Source organism: Corynebacterium nasicanis (assembly GCF_042658165.1).
GTDB lineage: Bacteria > Actinomycetota > Actinomycetes > Mycobacteriales > Mycobacteriaceae > Corynebacterium > Corynebacterium nasicanis.
The window spans coordinates 418,042-439,497 of sequence record NZ_JBHSQE010000009.1 but is presented as its reverse complement, the minus strand read 5'-3'; the positions used below and the strand labels follow the sequence as shown (position 1 = coordinate 439,497).

The 21,456-nt window shown below is 70.3% G+C and carries 25 protein-coding genes and 1 riboswitch; of the genes, 8 read left to right on the top strand and 17 right to left on the bottom strand.

Annotated elements, in window-relative coordinates:
• Nucleotides 1-2: 2 nt before the first annotated feature.
• The 3 genes from ACFPUZ_RS10855 to ACFPUZ_RS10845 are packed head-to-tail and all read right to left on the bottom strand — an operon-like array spanning nucleotide 3 to nucleotide 2,051.
• Nucleotides 3-446 carry a hypothetical protein gene (locus ACFPUZ_RS10855; RefSeq protein ID WP_377001921.1) on the bottom strand — a complete coding sequence of 148 codons (444 nt, stop codon included), beginning with the start codon at nucleotides 444-446 and terminating at the stop codon, nucleotides 3-5.
• Nucleotides 447-456: 10 nt separating this feature from the next.
• Nucleotides 457-1,464, bottom strand: a complete 1,008-nt coding sequence (locus ACFPUZ_RS10850) for an o-succinylbenzoate synthase (protein WP_377001920.1) — start codon at nucleotides 1,462-1,464, stop codon at nucleotides 457-459.
• Nucleotides 1,461-2,051 (bottom strand): Type 1 glutamine amidotransferase-like domain-containing protein, encoded by a 591-nt coding sequence (locus tag ACFPUZ_RS10845; RefSeq protein ID WP_377001919.1) that lies wholly within the window; start codon nucleotides 2,049-2,051, stop codon nucleotides 1,461-1,463. The genes ACFPUZ_RS10850 and ACFPUZ_RS10845 overlap by 4 nt, the downstream gene beginning before the upstream one ends.
• A 35-nt stretch (nucleotides 2,052-2,086) precedes the next feature.
• Between ACFPUZ_RS10845 and ACFPUZ_RS10840 the strand changes: the two genes are divergently transcribed.
• From ACFPUZ_RS10840 to menE, 4 genes are read left to right on the top strand one after another with little or no spacing between them, the layout of a single operon-like run.
• Nucleotides 2,087-2,389: a 4a-hydroxytetrahydrobiopterin dehydratase gene (locus ACFPUZ_RS10840; RefSeq protein ID WP_377001918.1), complete on the top strand. Its 303-nt coding sequence runs from the start codon at nucleotides 2,087-2,089 to the stop codon at nucleotides 2,387-2,389.
• A gap of 5 nt (nucleotides 2,390-2,394) precedes the next feature.
• Nucleotides 2,395-3,330 carry a 1,4-dihydroxy-2-naphthoyl-CoA synthase gene (locus tag ACFPUZ_RS10835; RefSeq protein ID WP_377001917.1) on the top strand — a complete coding sequence of 312 codons (936 nt, stop codon included), beginning with the start codon at nucleotides 2,395-2,397 and terminating at the stop codon, nucleotides 3,328-3,330.
• Nucleotides 3,330-3,854 (top strand): uridine kinase family protein, encoded by a 525-nt coding sequence (locus ACFPUZ_RS10830; protein ID WP_377001916.1) that lies wholly within the window; start codon nucleotides 3,330-3,332, stop codon nucleotides 3,852-3,854. The genes ACFPUZ_RS10835 and ACFPUZ_RS10830 overlap by 1 nt, the downstream gene beginning before the upstream one ends.
• A gap of 40 nt (nucleotides 3,855-3,894) precedes the next feature.
• Nucleotides 3,895-5,022, top strand: a complete 1,128-nt coding sequence (gene menE / locus ACFPUZ_RS10825; protein WP_377001915.1) for an o-succinylbenzoate--CoA ligase — start codon at nucleotides 3,895-3,897, stop codon at nucleotides 5,020-5,022.
• On the opposite strand, the gene ACFPUZ_RS10820 is transcribed toward menE, so the two are convergent.
• Nucleotides 5,019-5,885, bottom strand: coding sequence for a glycosyltransferase (locus ACFPUZ_RS10820; RefSeq protein ID WP_377001914.1), 867 nt, complete (start codon nucleotides 5,883-5,885; stop codon nucleotides 5,019-5,021). The genes menE and ACFPUZ_RS10820 overlap by 4 nt on opposite strands.
• Nucleotides 5,886-5,974: 89 nt before the next feature.
• On the opposite strand from ACFPUZ_RS10820, the gene ACFPUZ_RS10815 reads away from it, so the two are divergent.
• Together ACFPUZ_RS10815 and ACFPUZ_RS10810 are read left to right on the top strand one after the other, a co-directional pair.
• Nucleotides 5,975-6,880 carry a 1,4-dihydroxy-2-naphthoate polyprenyltransferase gene (locus ACFPUZ_RS10815; protein ID WP_377001913.1) on the top strand — a complete coding sequence of 302 codons (906 nt, stop codon included), beginning with the start codon at nucleotides 5,975-5,977 and terminating at the stop codon, nucleotides 6,878-6,880.
• The gene (locus ACFPUZ_RS10810) at nucleotides 6,881-7,816 is read left to right on the top strand and encodes an AEC family transporter (protein WP_377001912.1); all 936 of its coding nucleotides are present in this window, start codon (nucleotides 6,881-6,883) and stop codon (nucleotides 7,814-7,816) included. It begins immediately after the preceding gene.
• A gap of 24 nt (nucleotides 7,817-7,840) precedes the next feature.
• On the opposite strand, the gene ACFPUZ_RS10805 is transcribed toward ACFPUZ_RS10810, so the two are convergent.
• Entirely contained in the window at nucleotides 7,841-8,176 is a 336-nt protein-coding gene (locus ACFPUZ_RS10805; RefSeq protein ID WP_377001911.1) for a DUF4229 domain-containing protein, read from the bottom strand.
• A gap of 35 nt (nucleotides 8,177-8,211) precedes the next feature.
• On the opposite strand from ACFPUZ_RS10805, the gene ACFPUZ_RS10800 reads away from it, so the two are divergent.
• Nucleotides 8,212-8,484 (top strand): hypothetical protein, encoded by a 273-nt coding sequence (locus ACFPUZ_RS10800; protein WP_377001910.1) that lies wholly within the window; start codon nucleotides 8,212-8,214, stop codon nucleotides 8,482-8,484.
• Nucleotides 8,453-8,935 carry a nuclear transport factor 2 family protein gene (locus ACFPUZ_RS10795; protein WP_377001909.1) on the top strand — a complete coding sequence of 161 codons (483 nt, stop codon included), beginning with the start codon at nucleotides 8,453-8,455 and terminating at the stop codon, nucleotides 8,933-8,935. The genes ACFPUZ_RS10800 and ACFPUZ_RS10795 overlap by 32 nt, the downstream gene beginning before the upstream one ends.
• On the opposite strand, the gene ACFPUZ_RS10790 is transcribed toward ACFPUZ_RS10795, so the two are convergent.
• From ACFPUZ_RS10790 to ACFPUZ_RS10735, 12 genes are all read right to left on the bottom strand, one after another.
• The gene (locus tag ACFPUZ_RS10790) at nucleotides 8,916-9,188 is read right to left on the bottom strand and encodes a helix-turn-helix domain-containing protein (RefSeq protein WP_377001908.1); all 273 of its coding nucleotides are present in this window, start codon (nucleotides 9,186-9,188) and stop codon (nucleotides 8,916-8,918) included. The two genes, ACFPUZ_RS10795 and ACFPUZ_RS10790, sit on opposite strands and share 20 nt — an antisense overlap.
• Before the next feature lie 140 nt (nucleotides 9,189-9,328).
• Nucleotides 9,329-10,324 carry a c-type cytochrome biogenesis protein CcsB gene (ccsB, locus tag ACFPUZ_RS10785; protein ID WP_377001907.1) on the bottom strand — a complete coding sequence of 332 codons (996 nt, stop codon included), beginning with the start codon at nucleotides 10,322-10,324 and terminating at the stop codon, nucleotides 9,329-9,331.
• A 73-nt stretch (nucleotides 10,325-10,397) separates the two neighbouring features.
• The gene (locus tag ACFPUZ_RS10780) at nucleotides 10,398-12,005 is read right to left on the bottom strand and encodes a cytochrome c biogenesis protein ResB (protein WP_377002263.1); all 1,608 of its coding nucleotides are present in this window, start codon (nucleotides 12,003-12,005) and stop codon (nucleotides 10,398-10,400) included.
• 48 nt (nucleotides 12,006-12,053) lie between these two features.
• Complete coding sequence (locus ACFPUZ_RS10775) at nucleotides 12,054-12,848, bottom strand: cytochrome c biogenesis CcdA family protein (protein ID WP_377001906.1); 795 nt, start codon at nucleotides 12,846-12,848, stop codon at nucleotides 12,054-12,056.
• Nucleotides 12,845-13,444, bottom strand: coding sequence for a TlpA family protein disulfide reductase (locus ACFPUZ_RS10770; protein WP_377001905.1), 600 nt, complete (start codon nucleotides 13,442-13,444; stop codon nucleotides 12,845-12,847). The genes ACFPUZ_RS10775 and ACFPUZ_RS10770 overlap by 4 nt, the downstream gene beginning before the upstream one ends.
• Nucleotide 13,445: 1 nt before the next feature.
• Entirely contained in the window at nucleotides 13,446-14,048 is a 603-nt protein-coding gene (locus tag ACFPUZ_RS10765; protein ID WP_377001904.1) for a histidine phosphatase family protein, read from the bottom strand.
• Between the two features lie 10 nt (nucleotides 14,049-14,058).
• The gene (hemL, locus tag ACFPUZ_RS10760; protein WP_377002262.1) at nucleotides 14,059-15,387 is read right to left on the bottom strand and encodes a glutamate-1-semialdehyde 2,1-aminomutase; all 1,329 of its coding nucleotides are present in this window, start codon (nucleotides 15,385-15,387) and stop codon (nucleotides 14,059-14,061) included.
• Between the two features lie 40 nt (nucleotides 15,388-15,427).
• Entirely contained in the window at nucleotides 15,428-15,742 is a 315-nt protein-coding gene (locus ACFPUZ_RS10755) for a DMT family transporter (protein ID WP_377001903.1), read from the bottom strand.
• A 12-nt stretch (nucleotides 15,743-15,754) separates the two neighbouring features.
• Nucleotides 15,755-15,819, bottom strand: a riboswitch (guanidine-III (ykkC-III) riboswitch).
• A 9-nt stretch (nucleotides 15,820-15,828) separates the two neighbouring features.
• Nucleotides 15,829-17,238: a protoporphyrinogen oxidase gene (locus ACFPUZ_RS10750; RefSeq protein ID WP_377001902.1), complete on the bottom strand. Its 1,410-nt coding sequence runs from the start codon at nucleotides 17,236-17,238 to the stop codon at nucleotides 15,829-15,831.
• A gap of 2 nt (nucleotides 17,239-17,240) precedes the next feature.
• A complete protein-coding gene (hemE, locus tag ACFPUZ_RS10745; protein ID WP_377001901.1) occupies nucleotides 17,241-18,299 on the bottom strand; it encodes a uroporphyrinogen decarboxylase in 1,059 nt (352 codons plus the stop codon).
• Nucleotides 18,300-18,337: 38 nt separating this feature from the next.
• Nucleotides 18,338-20,944 carry a heavy metal translocating P-type ATPase gene (locus ACFPUZ_RS10740; RefSeq protein ID WP_377001900.1) on the bottom strand — a complete coding sequence of 869 codons (2,607 nt, stop codon included), beginning with the start codon at nucleotides 20,942-20,944 and terminating at the stop codon, nucleotides 18,338-18,340.
• Nucleotides 20,945-20,953: 9 nt separating this feature from the next.
• Nucleotides 20,954-21,454: a hypothetical protein gene (locus tag ACFPUZ_RS10735; RefSeq protein WP_377001899.1), complete on the bottom strand. Its 501-nt coding sequence runs from the start codon at nucleotides 21,452-21,454 to the stop codon at nucleotides 20,954-20,956.
• Nucleotides 21,455-21,456 lie beyond the last annotated feature (2 nt).

Below are 21,456 nucleotides of genomic sequence, written 5' to 3'. Positions count from 1 at the left end.
ACCTACTGCGTCGGCTGGGAACCCAGCAGATCATTGAGCCAGCCCTCGAGGTCGACCTCCGGCAGCTCCGAGGGCAGCTCGGAGGGCAGTTCCGACGGCAGCTCCGTGGGCAGGGCCCGCTCGGTGGTCGTCTGGGTGACGGTCAGCGACGTCGTCTGGGTGACCGTCACCGGCTCGACCGGCTTGTTGGCCTCCGCGGCGGCGCCGCGCCAGAGGAAGAAGAACAGCGCGGCGGCCAGCAGGGTGAGTCCGAAGAGAATGCCCAGGACCATGGGCAGCGCACCACCGCCGGAGGACTTCGCCGCCGGCTGCTGGTAGGCGGGTTCCTGGTACACGGGCTCCTGGTACGCAGGCTCCTGGTAGACGGGGTCGCCCTCGCCGGGGAAGTACTGCCGGGGGCGGTCGCCGCCGGTGGGGCCGAGGTAGCGGGTGTCGTCATCGTTCATGGGGCTCAACCTACACGTGCGGCCAGGTCCGGCGAAGGCGGGAGAACCACCAGTCGCGGCGCTGCGCGGGGGCCGCCAGGGCGGCGAGGCGCGCGGGGTCGGGGTCGACGGGGGCGACGGAGAGGTGGCCGTCGACAAGCTCGCGCGGCGCGGCGACGTCCGCGAGGAAGAGCGACCCGGTGGCCAGGCCCGCGGCGGCGGGGGGAACGTCGAGGCCGTCGTCATCCTCGAGGACCGGCAGGGCGGCCAGTGCCGCCAGGCCGGCGTTCATGCCGACGGCCGTGTCCAGCGCGGAGGCGAGGGTGACGTCCATGTGTCGGGCGCGCAGGTGGTCGGTGAGTTCGAGCACGCGCTGCACACCCCCGAGCGGCGCGACCTTGAGCACCGCCACGTCGGCGGCGCGCAGCTCGGCGACGCGGTGGGGGTCGGCCGCGCGGCGGATCGACTCGTCCGCAGCGACGCGCACGAACATCCCGGCGCGCATGAGCTCGCCGCGCAGCTGCGCCAGCTCCTCCACCGAACGGCAGGGCTGCTCCAGGTAGTCGAGGGGGCCGAGGGCGCGGGCGGCCTCCAGGGCCTCGGGGACGGTCCAGGCCTGGTTGGCGTCGACACGCACGAGCGCCCCCGGCAGCACCTCGCGCACCGCCCGGACGCGCGCGACATCGTCCGCCAGGGTCTGGCCCTTCTCCGCCACCTTCACCTTCACCACCCGGCATCCCGGGTAGCGGTCCAGCACCGCCGGAACCTCGTCGGGGGAGACGGCGGGCACGGTGGCATTGACCTCGACGAGGGTGCGACGGGGGGCCGGGAAGCCCGTGAAGGCGGCCTCGAGCCCGGCGCGCAACCAGGCGGCGGACTCGACCTCGTCGTAGTCGAGGAAGGGGGCGAATTCTCCCCAGCCGGCGGGGCCGTCGATAAGCAGGGCCTCCCGCGTGTCGACGCCGCGGAAGCGCACCGCCATGGGCAGGGACACGACGTGGGCGCGGTCGAGGATGTCGTCGATGTGCATGGGATTCACAGTAGGCGGACCTCCTCGTCCTCGATGAGCAGGGCCTGGCCGTCGCGGAGCAGGACGAGCGGCCAGCGCTCCCCGAACTGGCGCACCGTCTCGGCGTAGAGGTCGATGGGGAACACCTCGCTGCCTTGCGCGTGCGGGATGACGACCAGGTCCGTGAGGCCGAGGCCTGCGTAATCGCGCAGGTCAGGGGCGATGTCCGGGGAATCGAGCAGGCGGCACGGCTCAATGTCGGGGCCCGCGATGACTGACCCGGCCGAACACCCGACGTAGGTGAGGCCCGCGCGCACCCGGCGGGTGAGGATCTCGTCGGTCCCGGTGCTGCGCAGCACGTGGAGCAGATCGAAGGTCTCCCCGCCGGCGACGTACACGGCGTCGACCTCGCCGAGGATCCGGTCCACCTCCGCCGGCGGCGTGTCCGCGAGCGGCAGCTCCACCAGCTGCAGGCCGTGCGCCCGCAGGCCGTCACGCTCGGTGTTCACCCAGGGGGCGTCGCCGAAGGAGCGGGCGGCGTCGGAGATGTAGGCGACGGTTCCGGAGACGTGCTCGGCGAGACGATCGTGCAGAAACGAGGTCAGCAGCAGCTTCATGGCGCCAGCGTAGCTTCTTCCGCACAATGGCCCCCATGACCGATCCGAAGCAGATCCTCACCGCCGCCCAGATCGCCGACGCCGAGCTCTCCGGCTGGGAGAACCAGGGCGACCACCTCACGGCCACCTTCGACACCGGCGATTTCGCCACCGGACTCCGCCTGGTCAACCTCATCGGCGCCTCCGCCGAGGAGGCCGACCACCACCCCGACCTCACCCTCACGTACGGGCAGGTCGACGTCGCGCTGTCCAGCCACGACGTCGGCGGAGTGACCGCCCGCGACATCCGCCTCGCCCGGGTGATCACCGACCATGCGGAGGGCCTCACCCTAAGCTGAAGTCCATGACCTACAGCACAGACAACCCCTTCGACGCCACCCAGTGGCGGGCGGTCGAGGGTTTCGAGGACCTCAGCGACATCACCTACCACCGCCACGTGGGCACGCAGCGCCGGGACGGCATCGTCCGCATCGCCTTTGACCGCCCCGAGGTGCGCAACGCCTTTCGCCCGCACACCGTCGACGAGCTCTACCGGGCCCTCGACCACGCGCGCCGCACCCCGGATGTGGGCACCGTCCTGCTCACCGGCAACGGACCTGCGGAGAAGGACGGCGGCTGGGCCTTCTGCTCCGGTGGTGACCAGCGCATCCGCGGCCGCAGCGGCTACCGTTACGCCTCCGGCGAGACCGCCGACACCGTCGACGAGGCCCGCACCAAGGTGGAGGGCGGGCGTCTGCACATCCTCGAGGTGCAGCGGCTGATCCGCACCATGCCGAAGGTGGTCATCGCGGTGGTCAACGGCTGGGCCGCCGGCGGCGGGCACTCGCTCCACGTCATCTGCGACCTCACCATCGCCTCCCGCCAGGAGGCCCGCTTCAAGCAGACCGACGCCGATGTCGGCTCCTTCGACGCCGGTTACGGATCCGCCTACCTGGCCAAGCAGGTCGGCCAGAAGTACGCCCGCGAGATCTTCTTCCTCGGCCGCGCCTACTCCGCCGAGGAGATGCAGCGCATGGGTGCGGTCAACATCGTCGCCGACCACGGCCGGCTCGAGGAGGAGGCCATCCAGGTCGCGCGCGAGATCAACGGCAAGTCCCCCACCGCCCAGCGCATGCTCAAGTTCGCGTTCAACCTCACCGACGACGGCCTCATGGGCCAGCAGGTCTTCGCCGGCGAGGCCACCCGCCTGGCCTACATGACCGACGAGGCCGTCGAAGGCCGCGACTCCTTCCTGGAGAAGCGCGACCCCGACTGGGATCAGTTCCCCTACTACTACTGATGCTCTCCCACCTCGCTCTCCCGCCCCGCGCCGTCCTGGCGATCGACGGCCACGGCGCCAGCGGCAAGACCACCCTCGCCCGGCGCCTGGCCGCCGAGCACGGCGCGGCGTGCGTGGTGGGTACCGACGATCTCGCCTGGCACCACTCCTTCTTCGACTGGGCCGAGCTGCTTATCGACGCCATCCTCCTCCCCTACCGCGCCGGCACGGCCGTGTCCTACCGCCCGCCGGGCTGGGTGCGGATGGGCCGGCCGGGAGCCATCGAGGTACCGGCCGACACCGACCTCCTCATCGTCGAGGGCACCGGCGCGGGGCGTCTCGAGGCCGCCCCCTATGTCGACGCCCTCATCTGGGTCGACGTGGACCTCGCCGTGGCCCGCGAACGCGGCCTGGCGCGTGATGTGGCCAGCGGCGTCAACGGCACCCGCGCGGAGGCGGAGACATTCTGGGACGAGTGGATGGCCGCGGAGATCCCGTTCCTCGACCGGCACCGGCCGTGGGAGCGGGCGGACCTGGTGGTGTGATCAGCACCCCGCCGCAGGCCGGACGCTAGGATCAACGCACGTGACCCGCCTCCTGGAGCCCCTCGTCGTCGATCCGCGCGATCCCCTCGCGCTCCTGCCGTCGCTGGAGGAGGCCATCGCCGGGCAGCGCACCCTGTTGCCGGTGCCCGCCGACGACCCGGCCCGGGCCGCGCTGCTGCAGGATTCGCAGGAGGCGGGCCGACCCATCGACCCGTCGATCGCCCTGGTGGTGGCCACCTCCGGCTCCACGGGCACGCCGAAGGGCGCCCAGCTCACCCCGGCGAACCTGGTCTCCAGCGCCGACGCCACCCACCGGCACCTCGGTGGCGCGGGCCAGTGGCTGCTGGCCATGCCGGCCCACCACATCGCCGGGCTGCAGGTGCTCATCCGCTCGCTGGTCGCGGGGGTCGACCCGCTGGCGCTCGACCTGAGCACCGGCTTCCACACCCCCCGCTTCGCCCGCGCCGCCGCCGAGCTCCACGCCACCCGCGACCGCTGCTACACCTCCCTCACCCCAATGCAGCTGGCCAAACTCATGGATACACTGCAGGGCATCGAGGCGCTCCGGCTTTTCGACGCCGTCCTCGTCGGCGGCGCCGCCCTCAACCCCCAGCTCGCCCGCGCGGCGGCGGACATGCAGATCACGGTGGTCACCACCTACGGCTCCTCGGAGACCGCCGGCGGCTGCGTCTACGACGGCCGCCCGCTGCCCGGCGCGCGCGTCCGGGTCGAGGGGGAACGTATCCACCTCGGCGGGCCGATGATCGCCCTCGGCTACCGCAACGCGCCCGGTCACGCGGCCTTCGCGGAGGAGGGCTGGTTCGCCACCACGGATGCCGGGCACATCGCGGATGGCCGCCTCCACGTCACCGGCCGCCTCGACGCGGTCATCGATTCCGGCGGCCTCAAGCTGCACCCCGAAGTGCTGGAGCAGGCGCTGCTGGGGGTGCGCGGGGTGACCGGGGCCTGTGTCGTCGGGGTTCCGCACCCGCGGCTCGGGCAGGCCATCGTCGCCGCCTACACCGGGACCGCCACCCCGGGCGAGGTCATTGAGGGGCTCGACCACCTCCCCCGCTGGCAGCTGCCCAAGGAGCTGCGCCGCCTGGAGGCCCTGCCGCTGACGGGGCCGGGGAAGGTGGACCGGCGGGGCGTCGAGAAGCTCTTCTAATCCTCGGAGCGGCTGGCCGCGACGAGCTTGGCCACATCCTCCGCGGAATACACACGGTCGATCTGCTCATCGTTGCCGCCCATGAGCGTGTTGCCGATGACCAGCGCACCCGCCTGCGTCGAGGGCACCACCGCGAAGTTGCGCGGGTGCGAATAGACCTGCCGGACGCGATGCCCGGAACGCAGGGCGCAGGCGTGGAGCCAGACGTCGTCGGCACGCGGGGTGAGCTGCTGAAACACATCGCCCTGCTCCACGACGAAGTCGATGAAGCTCGGCGGGTAGAGCACCCCGGACACCCCGGTGGCGAAGTGCAGGAAACTGGCCCGGCAGGTGTCGGCGGCGGTCCACTTGACGTAGGGCAGCAATTCCTCGTCGCGCAGCTCGATGCGGTGCGCGCGGTAGGCGATGACCACGTCATTGCGCAGATCACCGATGAACAGCAGGCGCTCGAGGAACCACTCGGGGTAGATCATGTCGTCGTCGATGGTGGCCACCCGCGTCGCCGTGCCCGCCACCTCACGGAACTGCCCCCAGTACTTGGTGTGCGGCCCGTAGAGCCCGTCGGAGCAGCGCACCTGGAGGCCGCGCTTGACCAGGCGGCGGAGGGTCTTCGGCCACTCGGCGTCGAAATCCTTCCGGTCCAGCCACAGCACCACCGGCGCCTTGACGTGCCCGCGCACGATGGACTCGAGGGTGTAGTGGACACGGCTGAGTCGCTCGCCGTGCGAGGTCAGCGAGATGATCACCTCGCCTGCCTGCGGGAAACGCCGCCGGGAGAAGCGGTTGTTCCACGCCAGCGGAATCATCCGGAACAGAGTGAAGAAGAAGCTGACCGCCTGGCCGAGCACATATGAGATCCACATAGCCTGCACCACCTTACTTTCGCCCGCCGCCCTCCGCTTGGCGGGACCCTCAACATTGCGTGACCACGGCGATGGGCCACAATGGCCCCATGTCCGTTGATCAACACCCCTATCCGGCCACGGCCCGGGACTGGTGGCAGGCCGCCCGCCCGCACACCTGGCCCAACGCCTTCTCCCCCGTCATCGTCGGCTCGGGCGCCGCCGCCTACGCGGGTGGTTTCTCCTGGTGGCGGGCACTGCTGGCCCTGGTGGTGGCGTGGGCGCTCATCGTGGGCGTCAACTACGCCAACGACTACTCCGACGGCATCCGCGGCACCGACGAGGACCGCACCGGCCCGGCGCGCCTCACCGGCGGCCGCCTGGCGAAACCCGCGCACGTCAAGCTCGCCGCCTTCCTCGCCTTCGGCGTCGCCGCGGTGGCCGGCATCGCGTTGTCCCTGTCGAGCGCCTGGTGGTTCATCCTCGTCGGCGCCCTGGCGATTCTCGGCGCCTGGTTCTACACCGGCGGCAGCAACCCCTACGGCTACCGGGGCCTGGGCGAGGTGGCGGTGTTCCTCTTCTTCGGGCTCGTCGCCGTGCTGGGCACCGAGTACACGCAGGCGGGGGCCGTGTCCTGGATCGGTCTCGGCGGGGCGGTGGCCATCGGTGCCATCTCCTCGTCGGTGAACCTGGCCAACAACCTGCGCGACATCCCCTCGGACACCGCCGCGGGGAAGGTCACCCTCGCGGTGCGCCTCGGCGACCACGCCACCCGCCGCGTCTACACCGCCCTTGCGCTGACCCCCTTCGCGGTGTCCCTCGTCCTGGCGTTCACGCTGCTTCCGTTGCTGCTCGGCCTGCTGGCACTGCCGCTGGCCGTCGGCGGCATCCTGCTCGCGCTGCGCGGAGCGACGGGCCCCGCTCTCATCCCGCTGATCAAGTCCACCGGGCAGGCGATGCTGCTGTGGGCGGTCATCACTGCGGTGGTGCTCTTCCTCAACGCCCCGGGGGTGTAGATGACCGGCGTCATCACCGGCTTCGCCATCATCCTGGCGGTCATCGCGGTCGGCGTGATCCTCTCGCGCACGGGGGTCATCGGTGATGACCGCGAACGCCTCGTGCTCAACCGCGTGGCCTTCTACGCCGCCTCACCGGCGCTGCTGTTCACTTCGGTGGCGAAGTCGGACGCCCAGACGCTGTTCTCACCGGTCATCCTGGTGATCTTCTGCGCCACGGTGGCCACGGCGGCGCTGTACATTCTCGCCTCGGTGCTGCTGTTCCGGCAGGACATCCCCACCACGACGATGGGCGCGGCCTCGTCCTGCTACTTCAACTCCGTCAACATCGGCCTGCCGGTGAGCATCTACGTCCTCGGCGAGGCCACCTACGTGGTGCCCGTGCTGGTGCTGCAGATGGTGGTGTTCACGCCCTTCATCCTCGCCGGACTGGTCGCTGAGGAGGCGGGTGGGCGCTCCCGCCTGGCTCGGATCTGGGGTCCGGTGCGCACCGCGGTGTTCTCCCCCGTGGTCATCGGCTCGGTGCTCGGCCTGGTCGTGGCTCTGGTCGGCCTGCACATCCCAGATCCGGTCATGCGCCCGCTGGAGATCCTCGGTGGGGCGTCCATCCCCATGATCCTCATCAGTTTCGGCGCCTCGCTGCGCAACACGGCCCCGTTGACCACCCCGGCGGATCGCCCGGGCACCATCGCCGCGACGGCCCTCAAGCTGGTCGGTATGCCGCTCATCGCGTGGGGCATCGCCCGGGCGCTGGGGCTGGAGGGCAACGAGCTCTACGCCTCCGTCATCCTCGCGGCCCTGCCCGCCGCGCAGAACGTGTACAACTTCGCCGCCTCGCATCAGCGCGGCATGATCATCGCGCGTGACACGGTCTTCCTCACCACGTTCGGCTCCCTGCCGGTGATGCTGGCGATCGCGCTGCTCTTCGGCCGCTGACGCCGCCCGGCGGGCGGGCAGTGGTCAGCGGGACTCCAGCTCCCGCTTCACCCACTCCTTGCGGGCCCGGCGCTGCGCGTTCCACGCCCCCACGGAACGGTTCGCCTCCACGCGCATGCCCTTGAACACGAGCATGGACAGCGGGAACGCCACCAGCAGAGCGAGGAGGGCGGACATGACGAGGGGGACGGGGGCGTCGATAAGCACGGCGAAGAGCTGAATGATGATGGTGAGCACCACGAACAACCCCAGGCGGGCACCGCCGTACTTGAGCAGCGCCAGGTTGGCCTGGCGGCGGACCCGCGGATCGAGTTCCGGGGGCGCGTCGGACGGGTGCCGGGGATTTTCAGGTGCAGTCACACCTGCAGTCTACTTCGGCCCGTACAGTGGGCAGCATGGGACGCGTCTTACTGATTCTGCTGATTGTCGTCGCCATTGTGCTCGTGTGGAAGGCCTTCGGACCGAAGACCTGGAAGCGCAACCAGGCGGCCCCGCCACCGCGCGCCGTCAAGGGGCCGGACGACGACGAAGAGTTCCTGTGGAAGATCGAGAAGGACCGCTTCAAGGAGCGCCGCGCGCGCGAAGCCGCGCAGCGCGAGGAGGAGGAGCGTCGCAAGCGGGCGGAGGAGCGTTATCGTGAACCCGACGACGATCAGCCGGTGGACTGACGCCGACCGCTCCGGCGACCTCGCCGCCATGCGGGCCTGCCTGGCACCGGACGTCCACCTCATCTCCCCGCTCACGGACGGCTTCTCGTTCCGGGGGCCGGACGAGGTCATCGCCGTCTTCGAGGCGGCGTTCGTGCTTCTCGACGACATCGTCATCCACCGCGTCACCGGAGCCGACCGCGATTGGGTGCTCCATGGGCGCAACCGCCTCGGCGCGCAGAACCTCGAGGAGATTCAGTGGCTGCGTCTCGACGAGGCGGGCCTCATCTCCGAGATCACCCTGTTCATCCGCCCCATGCCTGCGGCAGTCCTGCTGCTCGGGCGCATCGGGCCGGAACTGGCCGCCCGGGGAGTGCTGCGGCCCGTCGCGCGCGGGGCCTCGGGAGCGGCCCGCCCGCTGGGGTGGATCGTGCGGGGCGTGGAGAAATTCCTTATGCCTCGCCTGCGCTAGCGGTGGCCTCGAAGTTCATCGTCAGCCCCAGCGCGTGGGCGACGGCGGCGACCTTCTCCCACCGGACCCCCGTCCCACCGTGTTCGATGGTGTGGAGCGTGGACCGGGAGACGCCGGCCTTCTCGGCGATATCGGCCTGCAGCGCCCCGATGTCACGGCGGCGTTGGGCCAGTTGAGCGCCGAGTTCGAGCAGCACCGGATCATCGCCTGCCGGCTTGCCCGTCTTCTTTCTGGGTGCAGAGGTTCCTGTCACTGCTCTCACTCCTCACGCGGACGGTGTTAGGGCCACAGTCTAGCGCGAAACGTCTAGATCAGTCCGCCCGCCTCCTCGAATTCACGCGGGCGGGAGGAGTACCGGAATGCGCTGCGGGGCACCGCCTTCGACGGGGTGCTCTAGTTCAGCCCGGCGTAGGAGTGCAGGCCCGAGACGACCATGTTGATGAAGAAGACATTGAAGATGGTCGTGGCCAGAGCGGCGATGTTGATCCAGGCGGCCTTCCAGTTACGCCAGCCGGCGGTGGCGCGGGCGTGGAGGTAGGCGGCGTAGAGCACCCAGGAGATGAGCGAGACCGTCTCCTTGGGGTCCCAGCCCCAGAAACGTCCCCACGCGGCCTCTGCCCAGATGGCACCGAGGACGATGCCCAGTCCGAAGACGGGCAGGGTGAGGATGGCGGTGCGGTAGGCCATGGCGTCAAGCTTCTTGGCGCTGGGCAGCGGCTTGGCGATGGTCCCGAAGAAGCCACGCTCCTGGCCCTGCGGCTGCCAGATACGCAGCAGGTAGAGCAGGGAGGCGATGCCGGAGAGCATGCCGATGGAGGCGCCGGTGGAGACAATGGAGACGTGGATGGGCAGCCAGTTGGACTGCAGCGCCGGGACGACGGGCGCGGAGTCGGCGTAGAGCTTGGTGCCACCGAAGAAGAGCAGCGCGAGGATGGGCACGAGCAGCCAGGGCCAGACGATGCGCCATTCCTTGCGCTGGATGACCACGGCGGCGCCGATCATCATGAAGGCGGTGGTGACCAGCACGTACTCGTAGAGGTTGCCGAAGGGGAAGCGATTGGTCGCCAGGCCGCGGAGCACCACGGACACCGCGTGGACGATGATGCCCAGCCAGACGAGGGACTGGGTCATGCCGCCGAACTTGTTGGCGCGGGCCTCGAGGCGCTCGACCTCCGCGAGCTCGGGGACGTCGTCGACGACGGTGGAGCCGCCGTCACCCACGGCGACGAGCTCCTTCTTCTCCGCGCGGGCGAGAGCACGGCGGGCGTCGATGACGCCCTGCATGCGGCCGTAGTAGATGAGCGAGAGCACCAGCGCCAGCACGTAGATGATGAAGGCGGACTGGAACGCCACGTCCGAGAAGTTGGAGAGAGTCTGATTGACAGGCATGGGGGACACCCTCGAGGTTGGGCCGACGATTTTCCCCAGTGACGCTACCCCACCGGACCAGGTCAGTCCAACTTTAGTTGGAGATCAGTCGGGCGTCCTCAGGGACGAGGAGATCCTCGTCGGTCTCGTCGGGATCGGGCAGTCCCAGCAGCTCGCGGTGGATGCGCTCGAACTCCTCGCCCCAGCCGGCGCGGTCGGTGCGGGCCAGGCCGCCGAGCTCGACGTGCGTGCCGCCGTTCTCCAGGGGGCTGAGGCGGATCCAGATGCGGCGGCGCTTGATGAGCAGCGAGCCGACCAGCGCCGCGAGCATGATCATGGTGGTCACCAGCACCCAGGGCTGGAAGGGGTCGCGGGAGATCTGGAAATTGGCGAATTCGCTGGCGCCGTCGAAGGTGACCTCGGTGCCGTCGTCGAGGGTGACGGATTCGCCGCGGGTGAGGTTGACGCGCTCGATCTTCTGCAGCTGCCCGGAGTGGAGCAGGGTGGGGTCGAGGTCGAAGATGGACTGGGCGCGCCCGGTGTCCAGGCCGGCGTCGCCGCGATAGATGTCGATGGCCACGGCCGGGTCGGTCATCGCGGGGAAACGGGAGGTCAGCAGCTCGTTGTTCTCGCCGTCCCACTGGGCAGTCGGGGCGAAGAGCCCCTGGATGGCCAGCTGATTCTGGCGGCGCTCGAAGAGCTCCGGGTGCAGTCCGGCGGGCGGGTCGAAGCGCATGACGCCGGAGGAGAGGAAGAAGGTGAGGTCGTCCGGGCGCCACTGGACGGTCTGGGTGCGGGTCTCGCCGCCCGGCCAGGTGACGGTGAAGGTCGGGGCGAAGCCGTGGCCCTGCAGGTAGACGCGGTCGCCCTCGATGCGCAGCGGGTGGTTGACCTTGAGCTGGTAGTCCTGCCACTCGGACTTCGGGCGGGTGATGTCCGCGCCGACGGCGTAGGAGACGTCGGAGGTGAACATCTCGGCCTGGCCGTTGGGCAGGTAGTCCGCGGAGAAGTTGTGGGCGTCGAAGCAGAAGGTGGTCAGGCCGGTGCCGTCGAACAGCGGGCCGGCGCGGAAGGAGTCGAAGTTGGCGGTGGAGGTGTTGCAGAACTCGGTGTTCTGGTCGATGGGCGGGGTTTCGTAGTTGCCGGACTCGGTGACCACGATCACCTGCCCCTCGTAGTAGACCATCCGGCCCAGCGCCACGGTGACGATCATGCCCACCAGACCCAGGTGGAAGAGCAGGTTCGCCAGCTCGCGGGCGTAGCCGCGCTCGGCGGCCAGGGAGATCTTCCCGGCGCGGTCCTCCTCCGGCGTGTACTCCGCAGTCCGCCAGCGCTTCAGCAGGGTGCGGGCGTGCTCGGTGACCTCGTCGAGCGGCTTATCGACGCCCCCTGCGGCGTGCAGCGGCAGGCGGGCCAGGTTCTTCGGCGCCCGGGTGGGCGGGGTCTTCCACGCCACGTAGTGGTCCCAGGAGCGCGGCAGGATGCAGCCGACGAGGGAGAGGGTGAGCAGGACGAGGATGGCGAGGAACCAGGTGGACTCGAAGACGTCGAAAAGCTGCAGGCGGTCGTAGACCTCGGCGAGGCGGCCGTTGTTCTCGATGTACTCGTTGACGTTGGTCTCGTTGAGGGAGCGCTGCGGCAGCAGGGCCCCGGGGATGGCGGCGACCGCCAGCAGGAACAGCAGCGCCAGGGCGGTGCGCATGCTGGTCAGCCAGTTCCAGGCCTTCTTGAGATACGTCACGACGACTTCCTAGATGATGGTGGCGCCGTACTCGACGGTCCACTGACGAACAAAGTTGATGAAGTCCGCCCACACGCCGGTGAGCAGGGCGATCCCCACGAGGATCATGAGGACGCCACCGAGGATCTGCACCCGGCGGGAGTGCCGGCGCAGCCAGCCGATCGTGCGCATGGCCCGGGCGGAACCCAGCGCGATGAGCAGGAAGGGCAGGCCCAGCCCCAGGCAGTACGCGATGATGAGGGCGACGCCGCGGGCGGCGGTCATGCCCGCGGTGCCCGCGGATACGGAGATGATCGCCGCCAGCGTCGGCCCGAGGCAGGGGGTCCAGCCGAGGGCGAAGACGCCGCCGAGCAGCGGCGCCCCCACCCACGTGCTCCACCGTTTCGGGGCCATGCGGGTGTCGCGCTGCAGCGCCGGGATCATGCCCATGAACACCACGCCCATGAGGATGGTGATGACACCGCCGACGCGCATGAGCGTCTCCGCGTTGAGGGTGAGCATGCTGATCGCCCCGAACACAGTCACCGTGGCCAGCACGAACACGACCGTGAACCCGAGGATGAACAGCAGTGCCGCCCCGGCGACGGCCCACTGCCGCTTCTTCGTCACGACGGCGCCGTGCTCGGCGTCGTGACGCACCTCGCCGCCGACAATGCCCGCCAGGTAGGACATGTAGCCGGGCACGAGGGGCACCACGCACGGGGAGGCGAAGCTGACCAGACCGGCGGCCGCCGCGGCCAGCAGGCCCAGGAGCAGGGGCCCGGAGGCGGCGGCGTCGGCGAAGAGCTGCCCGAGATCGGTCACTCGGTGGCCTCGATGAGGGGCCGGGCGGCGTCGAGAAGCTCCTGGTCCGTGACCTCCTTGAGGAACACCGCGGCCGGGCGGTGCTGGCGGTCGAGGATGATCGTCGTCGGGATGACCGAGGAGGGCACGCCGCCGAGGACGGCCGCGGAGCGGAAGGGCGGATCGTAGATCGAGGGGTAGCTCAGGCCGTTGTCGGTGACAAAGTCCTGCGCGATGGTGCGGTTGTAGTCCTTGACATTGATGCCCAGGATGGTGGCGCCGTGCGGTGCGATCTCCTCCTGGACCCGCTGCAGGTCATCGGCCTCGGAGCGGCACGGCGCGCACCACTGACCCCAGGCGTTGAGGATGACCACCTCACCCGCGTAATCGGAGAGGGAGATCTGCTTTCCCTCCTCCATGAGGGAGTCGCCGGAGAAGTCGGGCAGCGGGGCGCGCTCGGATTCCTCGTAGAAGATCTCGGTCTGCCCGCCCGGCGAGTGGAACTGGAAGGTGCCGCCGACGGCGACGGCGTTCTTCGCGGAGTCCGAGTCCTGGCTGCAGGCCCCCAGTGTCAGCGACGTGGCGGCGAGCAGCGCCGCGACGAGACGCAGGCGCATGTCAGATGTCCTTCGCGGGGGTGGTGTAGAAGATGTCGGTGATGTCCGCGCCGTCGAAGACGAGCGAGGTCACCGAGGCCAGCTCGCACTGACGGCTGGCGTGCGCCAGGGGCAGGCCCATGACGTGGCGCTGCACCATGACGATGGGCAGCTGGTGGCTGATGAGGATCGCCTCGTGGCCCTCGGCGCGGCGCCGGGTGTCCTCGACGGCGGCCATCATGCGGGCGGCGATGTCCGCGTAGGCCTCGCCCCAGCTCGGTTGCAGCGGGTTACGCATGAGCGGCCAGCGCACCGGGTTCCACAGCTGCGAGCGCCAACCCTTGGTGCGCAGGCCCTCGAAGCGGTTGCCGGCCTCGACGATGGGGGCGACGGTGTCGACGTCGAGAAGCAGGGTCTCCGCGAAGGGCTCCGCCGTCTCCTGGGCGCGCTGCAGGGGCGAGGCGCCGAGGTAGGTGACGTCGTGGTCCTCGAAGGTGCGTGCCACGCGCGCGGCCTGGGAACGCCCCCGGGAGGAGAGGTGGTAGCCGGGGATGGTGCCGTAGAGGATGCGCCCCGGGTTGTGGACCTCACCGTGGCGGATGAGATGGACGATCGTGTGCGACATGTCTGTTCCTTCAGGCGGTGGCTGCAGCTGCGGCGGCGCGGGCGGCGGGGACGAGGGCGTCCTCGATACGGGTGAAATCATCGTCGCTCAGGGCGGTCGACACAAACCAGGTCTCGAACACGCTCGGCGGGGCGTAGACGCCGTGGTCGAGCAGCGCGTGGAAGAAGGGCGGGAAGCGGAAGGTGTCCGCGGCCTGCATGTCGGCGAAGTTGTGGCCCTCCCCCTCGGCGAAACGCACGGAGAACATCGTCGCGGCGCGCTGGATGTGGTGGGCCACGCCCTCGCGGCTGAGCGCCTCCGAGATGAGCCCGCTGAGGCGGTCGGCGTGGGCATGGAGTGTCGGATAGATGTCCTCGGAAGCCAGGCGCAGCGAGGCCCGGCCGGCCGCCACCGCGACCGGGTTCCCGGAGAGGGTGCCCGCCTGATAGACGGGGCCCGCGGGAGCGAGGTGTTCCATGATGTCGGCGCGCCCGCCGAAGGCCGCGGCCGGCAGGCCACCCGAGATGACCTTGCCGAAGGTGGTGAGATCTCCCGCCACGCCGTCGACGCCGTACCACCCGGAGTAGGAGGTACGGAAGCCGGTCATCACTTCATCCATGATGAGCAGGGCGCCGTCCGCGTGGGCGATCTCCTTGAGCGTGGCGTTGAAACCCTCCCGGGGGGCGACGGTGCCCATGTTGCCGGCGGCGGCCTCGGTGATGATCGCGGCGATCTCCCCGGGGTGCTCCGCGAAGGCCTGCCGGACGGCGGCGACGTCGTTGTAGGGCACGACGATGGTGTCGGCGGCCGAGGCGCCGGTGACGCCCGGGGAATCCGGCAGCGCGAAGGTGGCCACCCCGGAGCCGGCGGCGGCCAGCAGCGCGTCGACGTGCCCGTGGTAGCAGCCCTCGAACTTGATGATCTTGGAACGACCCGTGAAGCCGCGGGCCAGGCGCACGGCGGACATGGTGGCCTCCGTGCCCGAGTTGACCAGTCGGACCTTCTCCACGGAGGTGCGGTCGATGATCATCTGGGCCAGGTCGATCTCGGCCTCCGTCGGCGCCCCGAAGGACAGGCCGTGGGCGGTGGCGTCGACGACGGCGCGGGTGATCTCCGGGTGGGCGTTGCCGTTGAGCATGGGCCCCCAGGAGCAGACGAGGTCGACGTACTCGTTGCCGTCGACGTCGATGAGCGTGGAGCCGTGGGCCGACTCGATGAAGCGGGCCTGCCCGCCGACGGAACCGAAGGCGCGCACCGGGGAGTTCACCCCGCCGGGGATGACGGCCCGGGCCCGGTCGTGCAGCTGCGCGGACTGCTGGGTGCGTGCGGAGGTCAGGGGCGTCACAGTCATGGCCACCATCATACGACCGGGGTCAACCGGGGTTAAACTTTCCCCCCGTTCAGTTGACCACCTTCAGTCCGATGATGCCGCCGATGATCATGACCAGGAAGAAGCCCTTCGCCAGCGAGAACATCTCCTGCCCCGTGGCAAAGGACCAGATGATGGCCAGCGACGCGCCGATGCCGACCCACACGGCATAGGCGGTGCCCACCGGCAGCTGCTTGAGGGCGATGGCCAGGCCGCCCATCGAGACGATGAGGGCGGCGAAGAAGACCACCGAGGGCCACAGTCGGGTGAATCCGACGGAGCGGTCGAGGGCGATGGCCCACACCGCCTCAAAGGCGCCAGAGAGCACGAGAATGATCCAGGACATGAGACGACCTCTTCTGGCCGTCTTGTCGCAACACCGGGTACGGCTCCCTCGTCCGGGCCCGGGAGGCCCGGGCTGATGTCGAGGGCCTATCCTACCTGCATGAGCCGGGCGGCGGCGGCGCGGGCGTCGTCGATGACCGCCGGCACGCCCACTCCCCCGGCCCAGGCGCCGGCGACCTCGAGGCTCGGCACCCCGGCCACGCCCTCCCGGACGGCGGCGACGGTGGCCAGGTGCGTCTCGTCGTAGCGCGGCAGCCCGCCGAACCACCGCTGGACGTAGATCTCGGAGAGGCCGGCGGCGCGGCCGTCGAAACCGGTGATGTGCTCGAGATCGTCGAGGGCGGCGTCGACGAGCACGTCCTCCTCGGCGCGCACCAGGGCGTCATCGCCGAAGCGGCCGAAGCTGGCGCGGACCAGGGCCCCGCCGCGGGCGCCGAGGTGCGGCCACTTCTTCGACGAGAACGTGAAGGCCTTCGCCCGCACGCCCGGCTCATCGACGGCGACGAGGATGCCGGAGTTGTCCGGCAGTCCCGCGGCGGAGTCGAATTTCATGCCGACGACCACGGAGGAGGCCAGCTGGACGGCCCGCAGCGCGGCGGACGCCTCCGGGGCGACCTCCCGCAGCAGGACCGCGGTGGTGGGGGCCGGGGTGGTCACCAGGAGCCGGTCGTAGGGGGCCTCCGGGGAGACCCCCGGGCCCTTGAGGTGGTATCCGCGCAGGTCACGGGCGATCCCGGCGACGAAGGCGTCGAGGTGGATGTCCGCCTGCGCCTGCTCCGCCAGCGCCTCGTAGACCTGGGCGTAACCGTGGCGGAAGGCCGCGAACACCGGCGTCGGGGTGGAGCCCGGGTCGCGCGGGGTCCGTCGGGACTCGCACAGCTGCACCGCCGCCGAGAGCGTGACCTTCTGTCCGCTCTCCGCCAGCTCGTCGAGCGCCGCAGCCAGCTGCGGGACGGTGGCCCGGATCCCCAGGTCCTCGGCGGCGCACGAATACACCCCGCCGAGCAGGGCGGACACCAGGTGGTCGGTGACCTCCGCGCCGTAGCGCTCCGTCACCAGCGTGCCGACGCTCGCGTCCTGCCCCACCTCCCAGTCGATGGCCGGGGCCTCGCCCTCGGCGTCGATACGCGCGGCCGTCTCGGCGGAGACGAGGTCGCGCACGGGGGCGGAGCTGGCCGGGATGCCCATGACGCCGCCGCCGGGCAGCGGGTGGAGCTCGCCACCGGAGTAGACGAGGGAGCGCGCCCCGGAGGGACTGACGAGGTCATCGCCGAGGCCGAGGCCGGTGAAGAAGTCCGTGGCGTCGGAGCGCAGGGCCAGGTAGGCCTCGGCACCCATGTCCGTGGGGCCGGAGTCGAAGGGCACGGTGTGCAGCTTGCCGCCGATGCGGTCCTCCGCCTCGAAGACGTCGATAAGCGCGTCCGGGTCGGACTGGCGGATCTCCCACGCCGCGGTGAGCCCCGCGAGGCCGGCGCCGATGATGGCGTACCTGGTCACGCTCAGTTCTCCTCGTGGATGATGGCGACGGCCTCGGTGATGTCCTCGGCCCGGGTGTTCGGCAGGACGCCGTGACCCAGGTTGAAGATGTGCCCGGTGGCATGCCCGGCGTCGATGGCGCGCGCGGCCTCGCCCTTGATGCGGGCGACCTCGGAGACCACGGCGTCGCGGCCGGCGAAGAGGATCGCCGGGTCGAGGTTGCCCTGCAGCACCTTCGGCCCGGAGGCGGCGTGGATGCGCTCGGCGGCGGCGTCGAGCGGCACGCGCCAGTCGACGCCCATGACCTCGGAGCCGGCCTCGGACATGGCGCCGAGGATCTCTCCGGTGCCCACGCCGAAGTGGATGCGGGGGATCTCGCCCTCGATCTCGCGGAGGATCTCCACGGAGTACGGCAGGACGTGCTCGCGGTAGTCCCGCTCGGTGAGGAAACCGGCCCAGGAGTCGAAGAGCTGCATGGCGTCGATGCCGGCGTCGATCTGCTGGCGCAGGAAGGCGATTATCGTCGGGGTGAGGCGCTGCATGAGCGCGTGCCAGGAATCCGGATCACCGTGGATCATGGACTTCGTCTTCTCGTGGTTCTTGCTGGGCCCGCCCTCGACGAGGTAGCTGGCCAGCGTGAAGGGGGCCCCGACGAAACCGATGAGGGTCTGGGTGTCGGTGAGCTCGTCGAGGATGATGCGGATGCCGTCCTGCACCTCGGTGACGTCCTCCTCGAGGATGGGGAGGGCGTCGATGTCCGCGCGGGTGGTGATGGCCTTGTCCATGACGGGGCCGCGGCCGGCGACGATCTCCACCCCGACGCCCGCCGCGCGCAGGGGGACGACGATGTCGGAGAAGAGGATGGCGGCGTCGACATCGTGGCGACGCACCGGCTGCATCGTGATCTCGGCGAGCAGCTCCGGCATGAAGCAGGAGTCGAGCATGGAGATGCCCTCGCGCACCTTGAGGTACTCGGGCAGCGAGCGGCCGGCCTGGCGCATGAACCACACGGGCGTGCGGGAGGGGGTACGGCCGGCGGCGGCGGCGAGGAGCGGGGCATCAGGGATATCACGACGAGTCATGCCCACCATTGTGGTCCAAAAGTTGGAGTCGGGGGTAATCAGCGGCGGAAAGTGCGGGCGCTGTTGGAGCGGGCCTCGATGAGAAGCGAGGACCCGAGCATGAGCACCGTCGCCGCCATGGGGTGCAGGACACCCGCCACCGAGGCCAGCAGGGCGATGCCGTTGTAGGTCCACGCGAAGATGATGTTCGTGTCGATGATCCGGCACACCCGGCGCGACTGCGCGATGAGGTCCGGGATCGCGGAGACGTCCCGGCGCAGGACGATGATGTCGACATCCGGGTGGCCCGAATGGGCGATGTGGTCGACCTCGTCCCGGGTGTCACTGTCGCCCATGAGGATTCCGACATCCGCCACCCGCAGGGAGGACAGCACGGACACGTCGCCGACCATGCCCACCGTCGCCCCCTGGGTGTGCACGGCGCGCACGGTGTGGGGCTTGCGCCCCGGGGCGATACCGGCCAGGACCTGGGAGATGCCGATGCGGTCCGCGTATCGACGCGCCACCGGGTACGTGTCCCGCGACAGCATCACCGTCTCAATGCCCAGCTGTTCCAGCTGCTCGACGGCGTCCTCGGCGTCGGGCTTGACGTTGTCGTGCAGGGAGATGACGCCGCGGTCCTTCCCCTTCCAGCGCACGACGAGCGGGGTACCTCCCGAGACCACCGCCGCGGCGAGGCGGCCGCGCAGCTGCGACATGGTGCGCGGGCGCCACAGGACGGCCTCCACCTGGGTGACGGTGACGGTGCCGTCCCGCGCCCGGAGGGGCAGGTCCACGAGGCCGCGGAAGCGGCCCTCGCCGTCGTCCTCGGCGTGGGAGACGTCGATCCAGTGCGGGACGTCCTCGCCACCGGCGCCGGTGTCGCGCGCCTCGCGCGCAGCCTTGACCAGGGCCCGGGAGACGGGGTGGTCCGATTCGAGGGCGAGGGCGCCCGCCACCCGCAGGACCAGCTCCGGGTTCTCCCCGTGCGCGGCGGTGACGGACTCGACGTGCATGTCGTTCTCCGCCAGGGTGCCCACCCGGTTGAAGATGACCGTGTCGATCATCTCCGTCCGGCGCACCGTGGCGCCGTCGCGGATGAGGATGCCGTGGCGGGCGGCGGCCTCGATGCCGTGGCGGATGGCCAGGGCCGGGGACAGCGCCAGCGCCACCGGCGCCACCGAGGCGAGCACCGCCAGGGCGGTGGCGAAGGCGGCGTTGAAGTTACCGGCGATGAGCACCCACAGGATGAAGTCGAGCAGCGCCAGGCCGAGGGCCGCCGGGATGAGCATGGCCGCCGTCCGCGTCGACAGGAGCGTGGACTGGTACTGCTGGATGTTGGCGTCGTTGACCCAGCGGTGGATCGCGGCGGAACGGGTGCGGTGACCGGTGTGGACGACGCGCACCTTGAGTCGGCCGTCGAGGTTCTTCGACCCGGCGTGGACGTAGGAGTTGACCTTGACCTGCTCGGTCTCCCGACCCCCGGTGCTGATGAGCCCGCGGTCGATGGTGCACGAGCCACCGACGACGGTGCCGTCGACCGGGATGATCTCCCCCGCCTGGACGATGATGTCGTCGCCGACGTTGAGCTCCTGCAGGGGGATGCGCTCCTCCTCCCGGGCGGGCGCGCCCGGCAGCCGGGACTTCGGGGCCAGCCGCACCAGCTGCTGCGCATCCGGGCGCCGGGCGTCCATCTCCTCGAGCAGGCTGACGCGCGTGCGCATGGTGAGCAGGCGCCCGGCCAGCAGCAGGACGGTCATGCCGCACGCCACGTCGAGGAAGAGTTCCCCGTCGACGATGCGCTGCTGCTGGAAGGCGAACCAGTGCGGGGTGGACTGCCACCCCATCTCCCCTGCCGGGGTGAACAGGAGCATGACGATCGACCACACCGTGGCGGCCAGGATCGCCACCGAGCTGGCGGCGTCGAGCGCCGTCAGCCCGCGCCGGGCGCCGCCCACCATCGCCCGGTGGAAGGGCCACGCGCCCCACGTCACGACCGGTAGCGCGAGGGCGAGGGTGAGCCACTGCCAGCCGTCGAACTGCAGCTCGTGGAGGTAGGACAGGAGCATGATCGGCACGGCCAGGATGAGGCAGATGATGAGCCGCAGCGGGGTGAGCAGATCACGGGCGGTGAACAGCAGGTCCTTGGGCTGGGCGTTCTCCGCCAGGCGGGCGCGGTCCTCCTGCCCGCCAAGGAACCCGGAGCGGCGCGCGCGTTCCAGGCTGCGTTCCTCGTCCTCCAGGTGCCGCCGGTACTTCCACGGCAGGCGGCTGGCGCGGACGGCGGGGCGGGTGCGGTCGACGGGGTCGGGGCGCAAAAGGCGCCGGCGCAGGGAGGAGTCACTGAGGACGGCCCGCACCCCGAAACCGCCGATGACCTGCGCGAGGGCATCCGGGTCGAGGGTGTCGGGGGCGGTGATCCAGGCGGTGGCGCCGCTGTCGGCGGGCACGACGATGCGGGCGCGGACCCCGCTGATCTCCTCGAGGGCATCCTCGATGGCGGCGACATCCGGGGCGTCGAAACCGCCCTGCAGTTCAAAGGCGTAGGAGACCTTCGGGCGGTCATGGTCGACCTGCAGCGGTCCGGTGTCGACATCGATGCCGAGTACCCGGGCAGCCGCCCGCGCCTCCTCCAGGGCAGAGGTCACCTGATCATTGCGGTCCATGCCCACAGGTTAGTCGTCGCCGCTGCTCTTCCGCCGCATGTAGTCGTTGGATGCGGGGCGGAACACCAGTACCGCCGCCACGCCCAGGAGGACGCAGATGGCGACCATCGCCAGACCCCCCACCTGGATGGCGAAGGCGGCGATGTTGAAGAAGATCGACAGGGCGAATACACCCGCCAGCACGCGGCGGGAGATGCGCCCGCCGGACTTGAGCTGCGCGGCCACGGCGGCGATGACCAGGCCCGCGATGATGTTGTACACCCCGATGAAACGGATGTTGCGATGGTAGGCCTCGATGAGCTCCGGGGCGGCGCCCGGATCCCCCCGGAAGCCCTGGGCGAGTCCGACCATGCCGGTGACCACCATGAGCACTGCGGCGGCCACCGTGATGTAGTAACCCCACTTCAGGGACGCCGGCCACACGTCCGGGTCCGCGCCGGGCGAGGTGCGCCGCGGGCCGCGGTTCGGGTCATCGGGATGGACGTGCATTCCCGGGAACATGCTGGGCACTG

Bases quoted from the DNA above. Each gene is read 5' to 3' on its own strand.
- ACFPUZ_RS10855 (WP_377001921.1), bottom strand. From the start codon at position 446: ATGAACGATGACGACACCCGCTACCTCGGCCCCACCGGCGGCGACCGC.
- ACFPUZ_RS10845 (WP_377001919.1), bottom strand. From the start codon at position 2,051: ATGAAGCTGCTGCTGACCTCGTTTCTGCACGATCGTCTCGCCGAGCAC.
- ACFPUZ_RS10840 (WP_377001918.1), top strand. From the start codon at position 2,087: ATGACCGATCCGAAGCAGATCCTCACCGCCGCCCAGATCGCCGACGCC.
- ACFPUZ_RS10835 (WP_377001917.1), top strand. From the start codon at position 2,395: ATGACCTACAGCACAGACAACCCCTTCGACGCCACCCAGTGGCGGGCG.
- ACFPUZ_RS10830 (WP_377001916.1), top strand. From the start codon at position 3,330: ATGCTCTCCCACCTCGCTCTCCCGCCCCGCGCCGTCCTGGCGATCGAC.
- ACFPUZ_RS10820 (WP_377001914.1), bottom strand. From the start codon at position 5,885: ATGTGGATCTCATATGTGCTCGGCCAGGCGGTCAGCTTCTTCTTCACT.
- ACFPUZ_RS10815 (WP_377001913.1), top strand. From the start codon at position 5,975: ATGTCCGTTGATCAACACCCCTATCCGGCCACGGCCCGGGACTGGTGG.
- ACFPUZ_RS10810 (WP_377001912.1), top strand. From the start codon at position 6,881: ATGACCGGCGTCATCACCGGCTTCGCCATCATCCTGGCGGTCATCGCG.
- ACFPUZ_RS10800 (WP_377001910.1), top strand. From the start codon at position 8,212: ATGGGACGCGTCTTACTGATTCTGCTGATTGTCGTCGCCATTGTGCTC.
- ccsB (WP_377001907.1), bottom strand. From the start codon at position 10,324: ATGCCTGTCAATCAGACTCTCTCCAACTTCTCGGACGTGGCGTTCCAG.
- ACFPUZ_RS10780 (WP_377002263.1), bottom strand. From the start codon at position 12,005: ATGCGCACCGCCCTGGCGCTGCTGTTCCTGCTGGCGGTCGCCGCCATC.
- ACFPUZ_RS10770 (WP_377001905.1), bottom strand. From the start codon at position 13,444: ATGCGCCTGCGTCTCGTCGCGGCGCTGCTCGCCGCCACGTCGCTGACA.
- ACFPUZ_RS10765 (WP_377001904.1), bottom strand. From the start codon at position 14,048: ATGTCGCACACGATCGTCCATCTCATCCGCCACGGTGAGGTCCACAAC.
- hemL (WP_377002262.1), bottom strand. From the start codon at position 15,387: ATGGTGGCCATGACTGTGACGCCCCTGACCTCCGCACGCACCCAGCAG.
- ACFPUZ_RS10755 (WP_377001903.1), bottom strand. From the start codon at position 15,742: ATGTCCTGGATCATTCTCGTGCTCTCTGGCGCCTTTGAGGCGGTGTGG.
- hemE (WP_377001901.1), bottom strand. From the start codon at position 18,299: ATGACTCGTCGTGATATCCCTGATGCCCCGCTCCTCGCCGCCGCCGCC.
- ACFPUZ_RS10740 (WP_377001900.1), bottom strand. From the start codon at position 20,944: ATGGACCGCAATGATCAGGTGACCTCTGCCCTGGAGGAGGCGCGGGCG.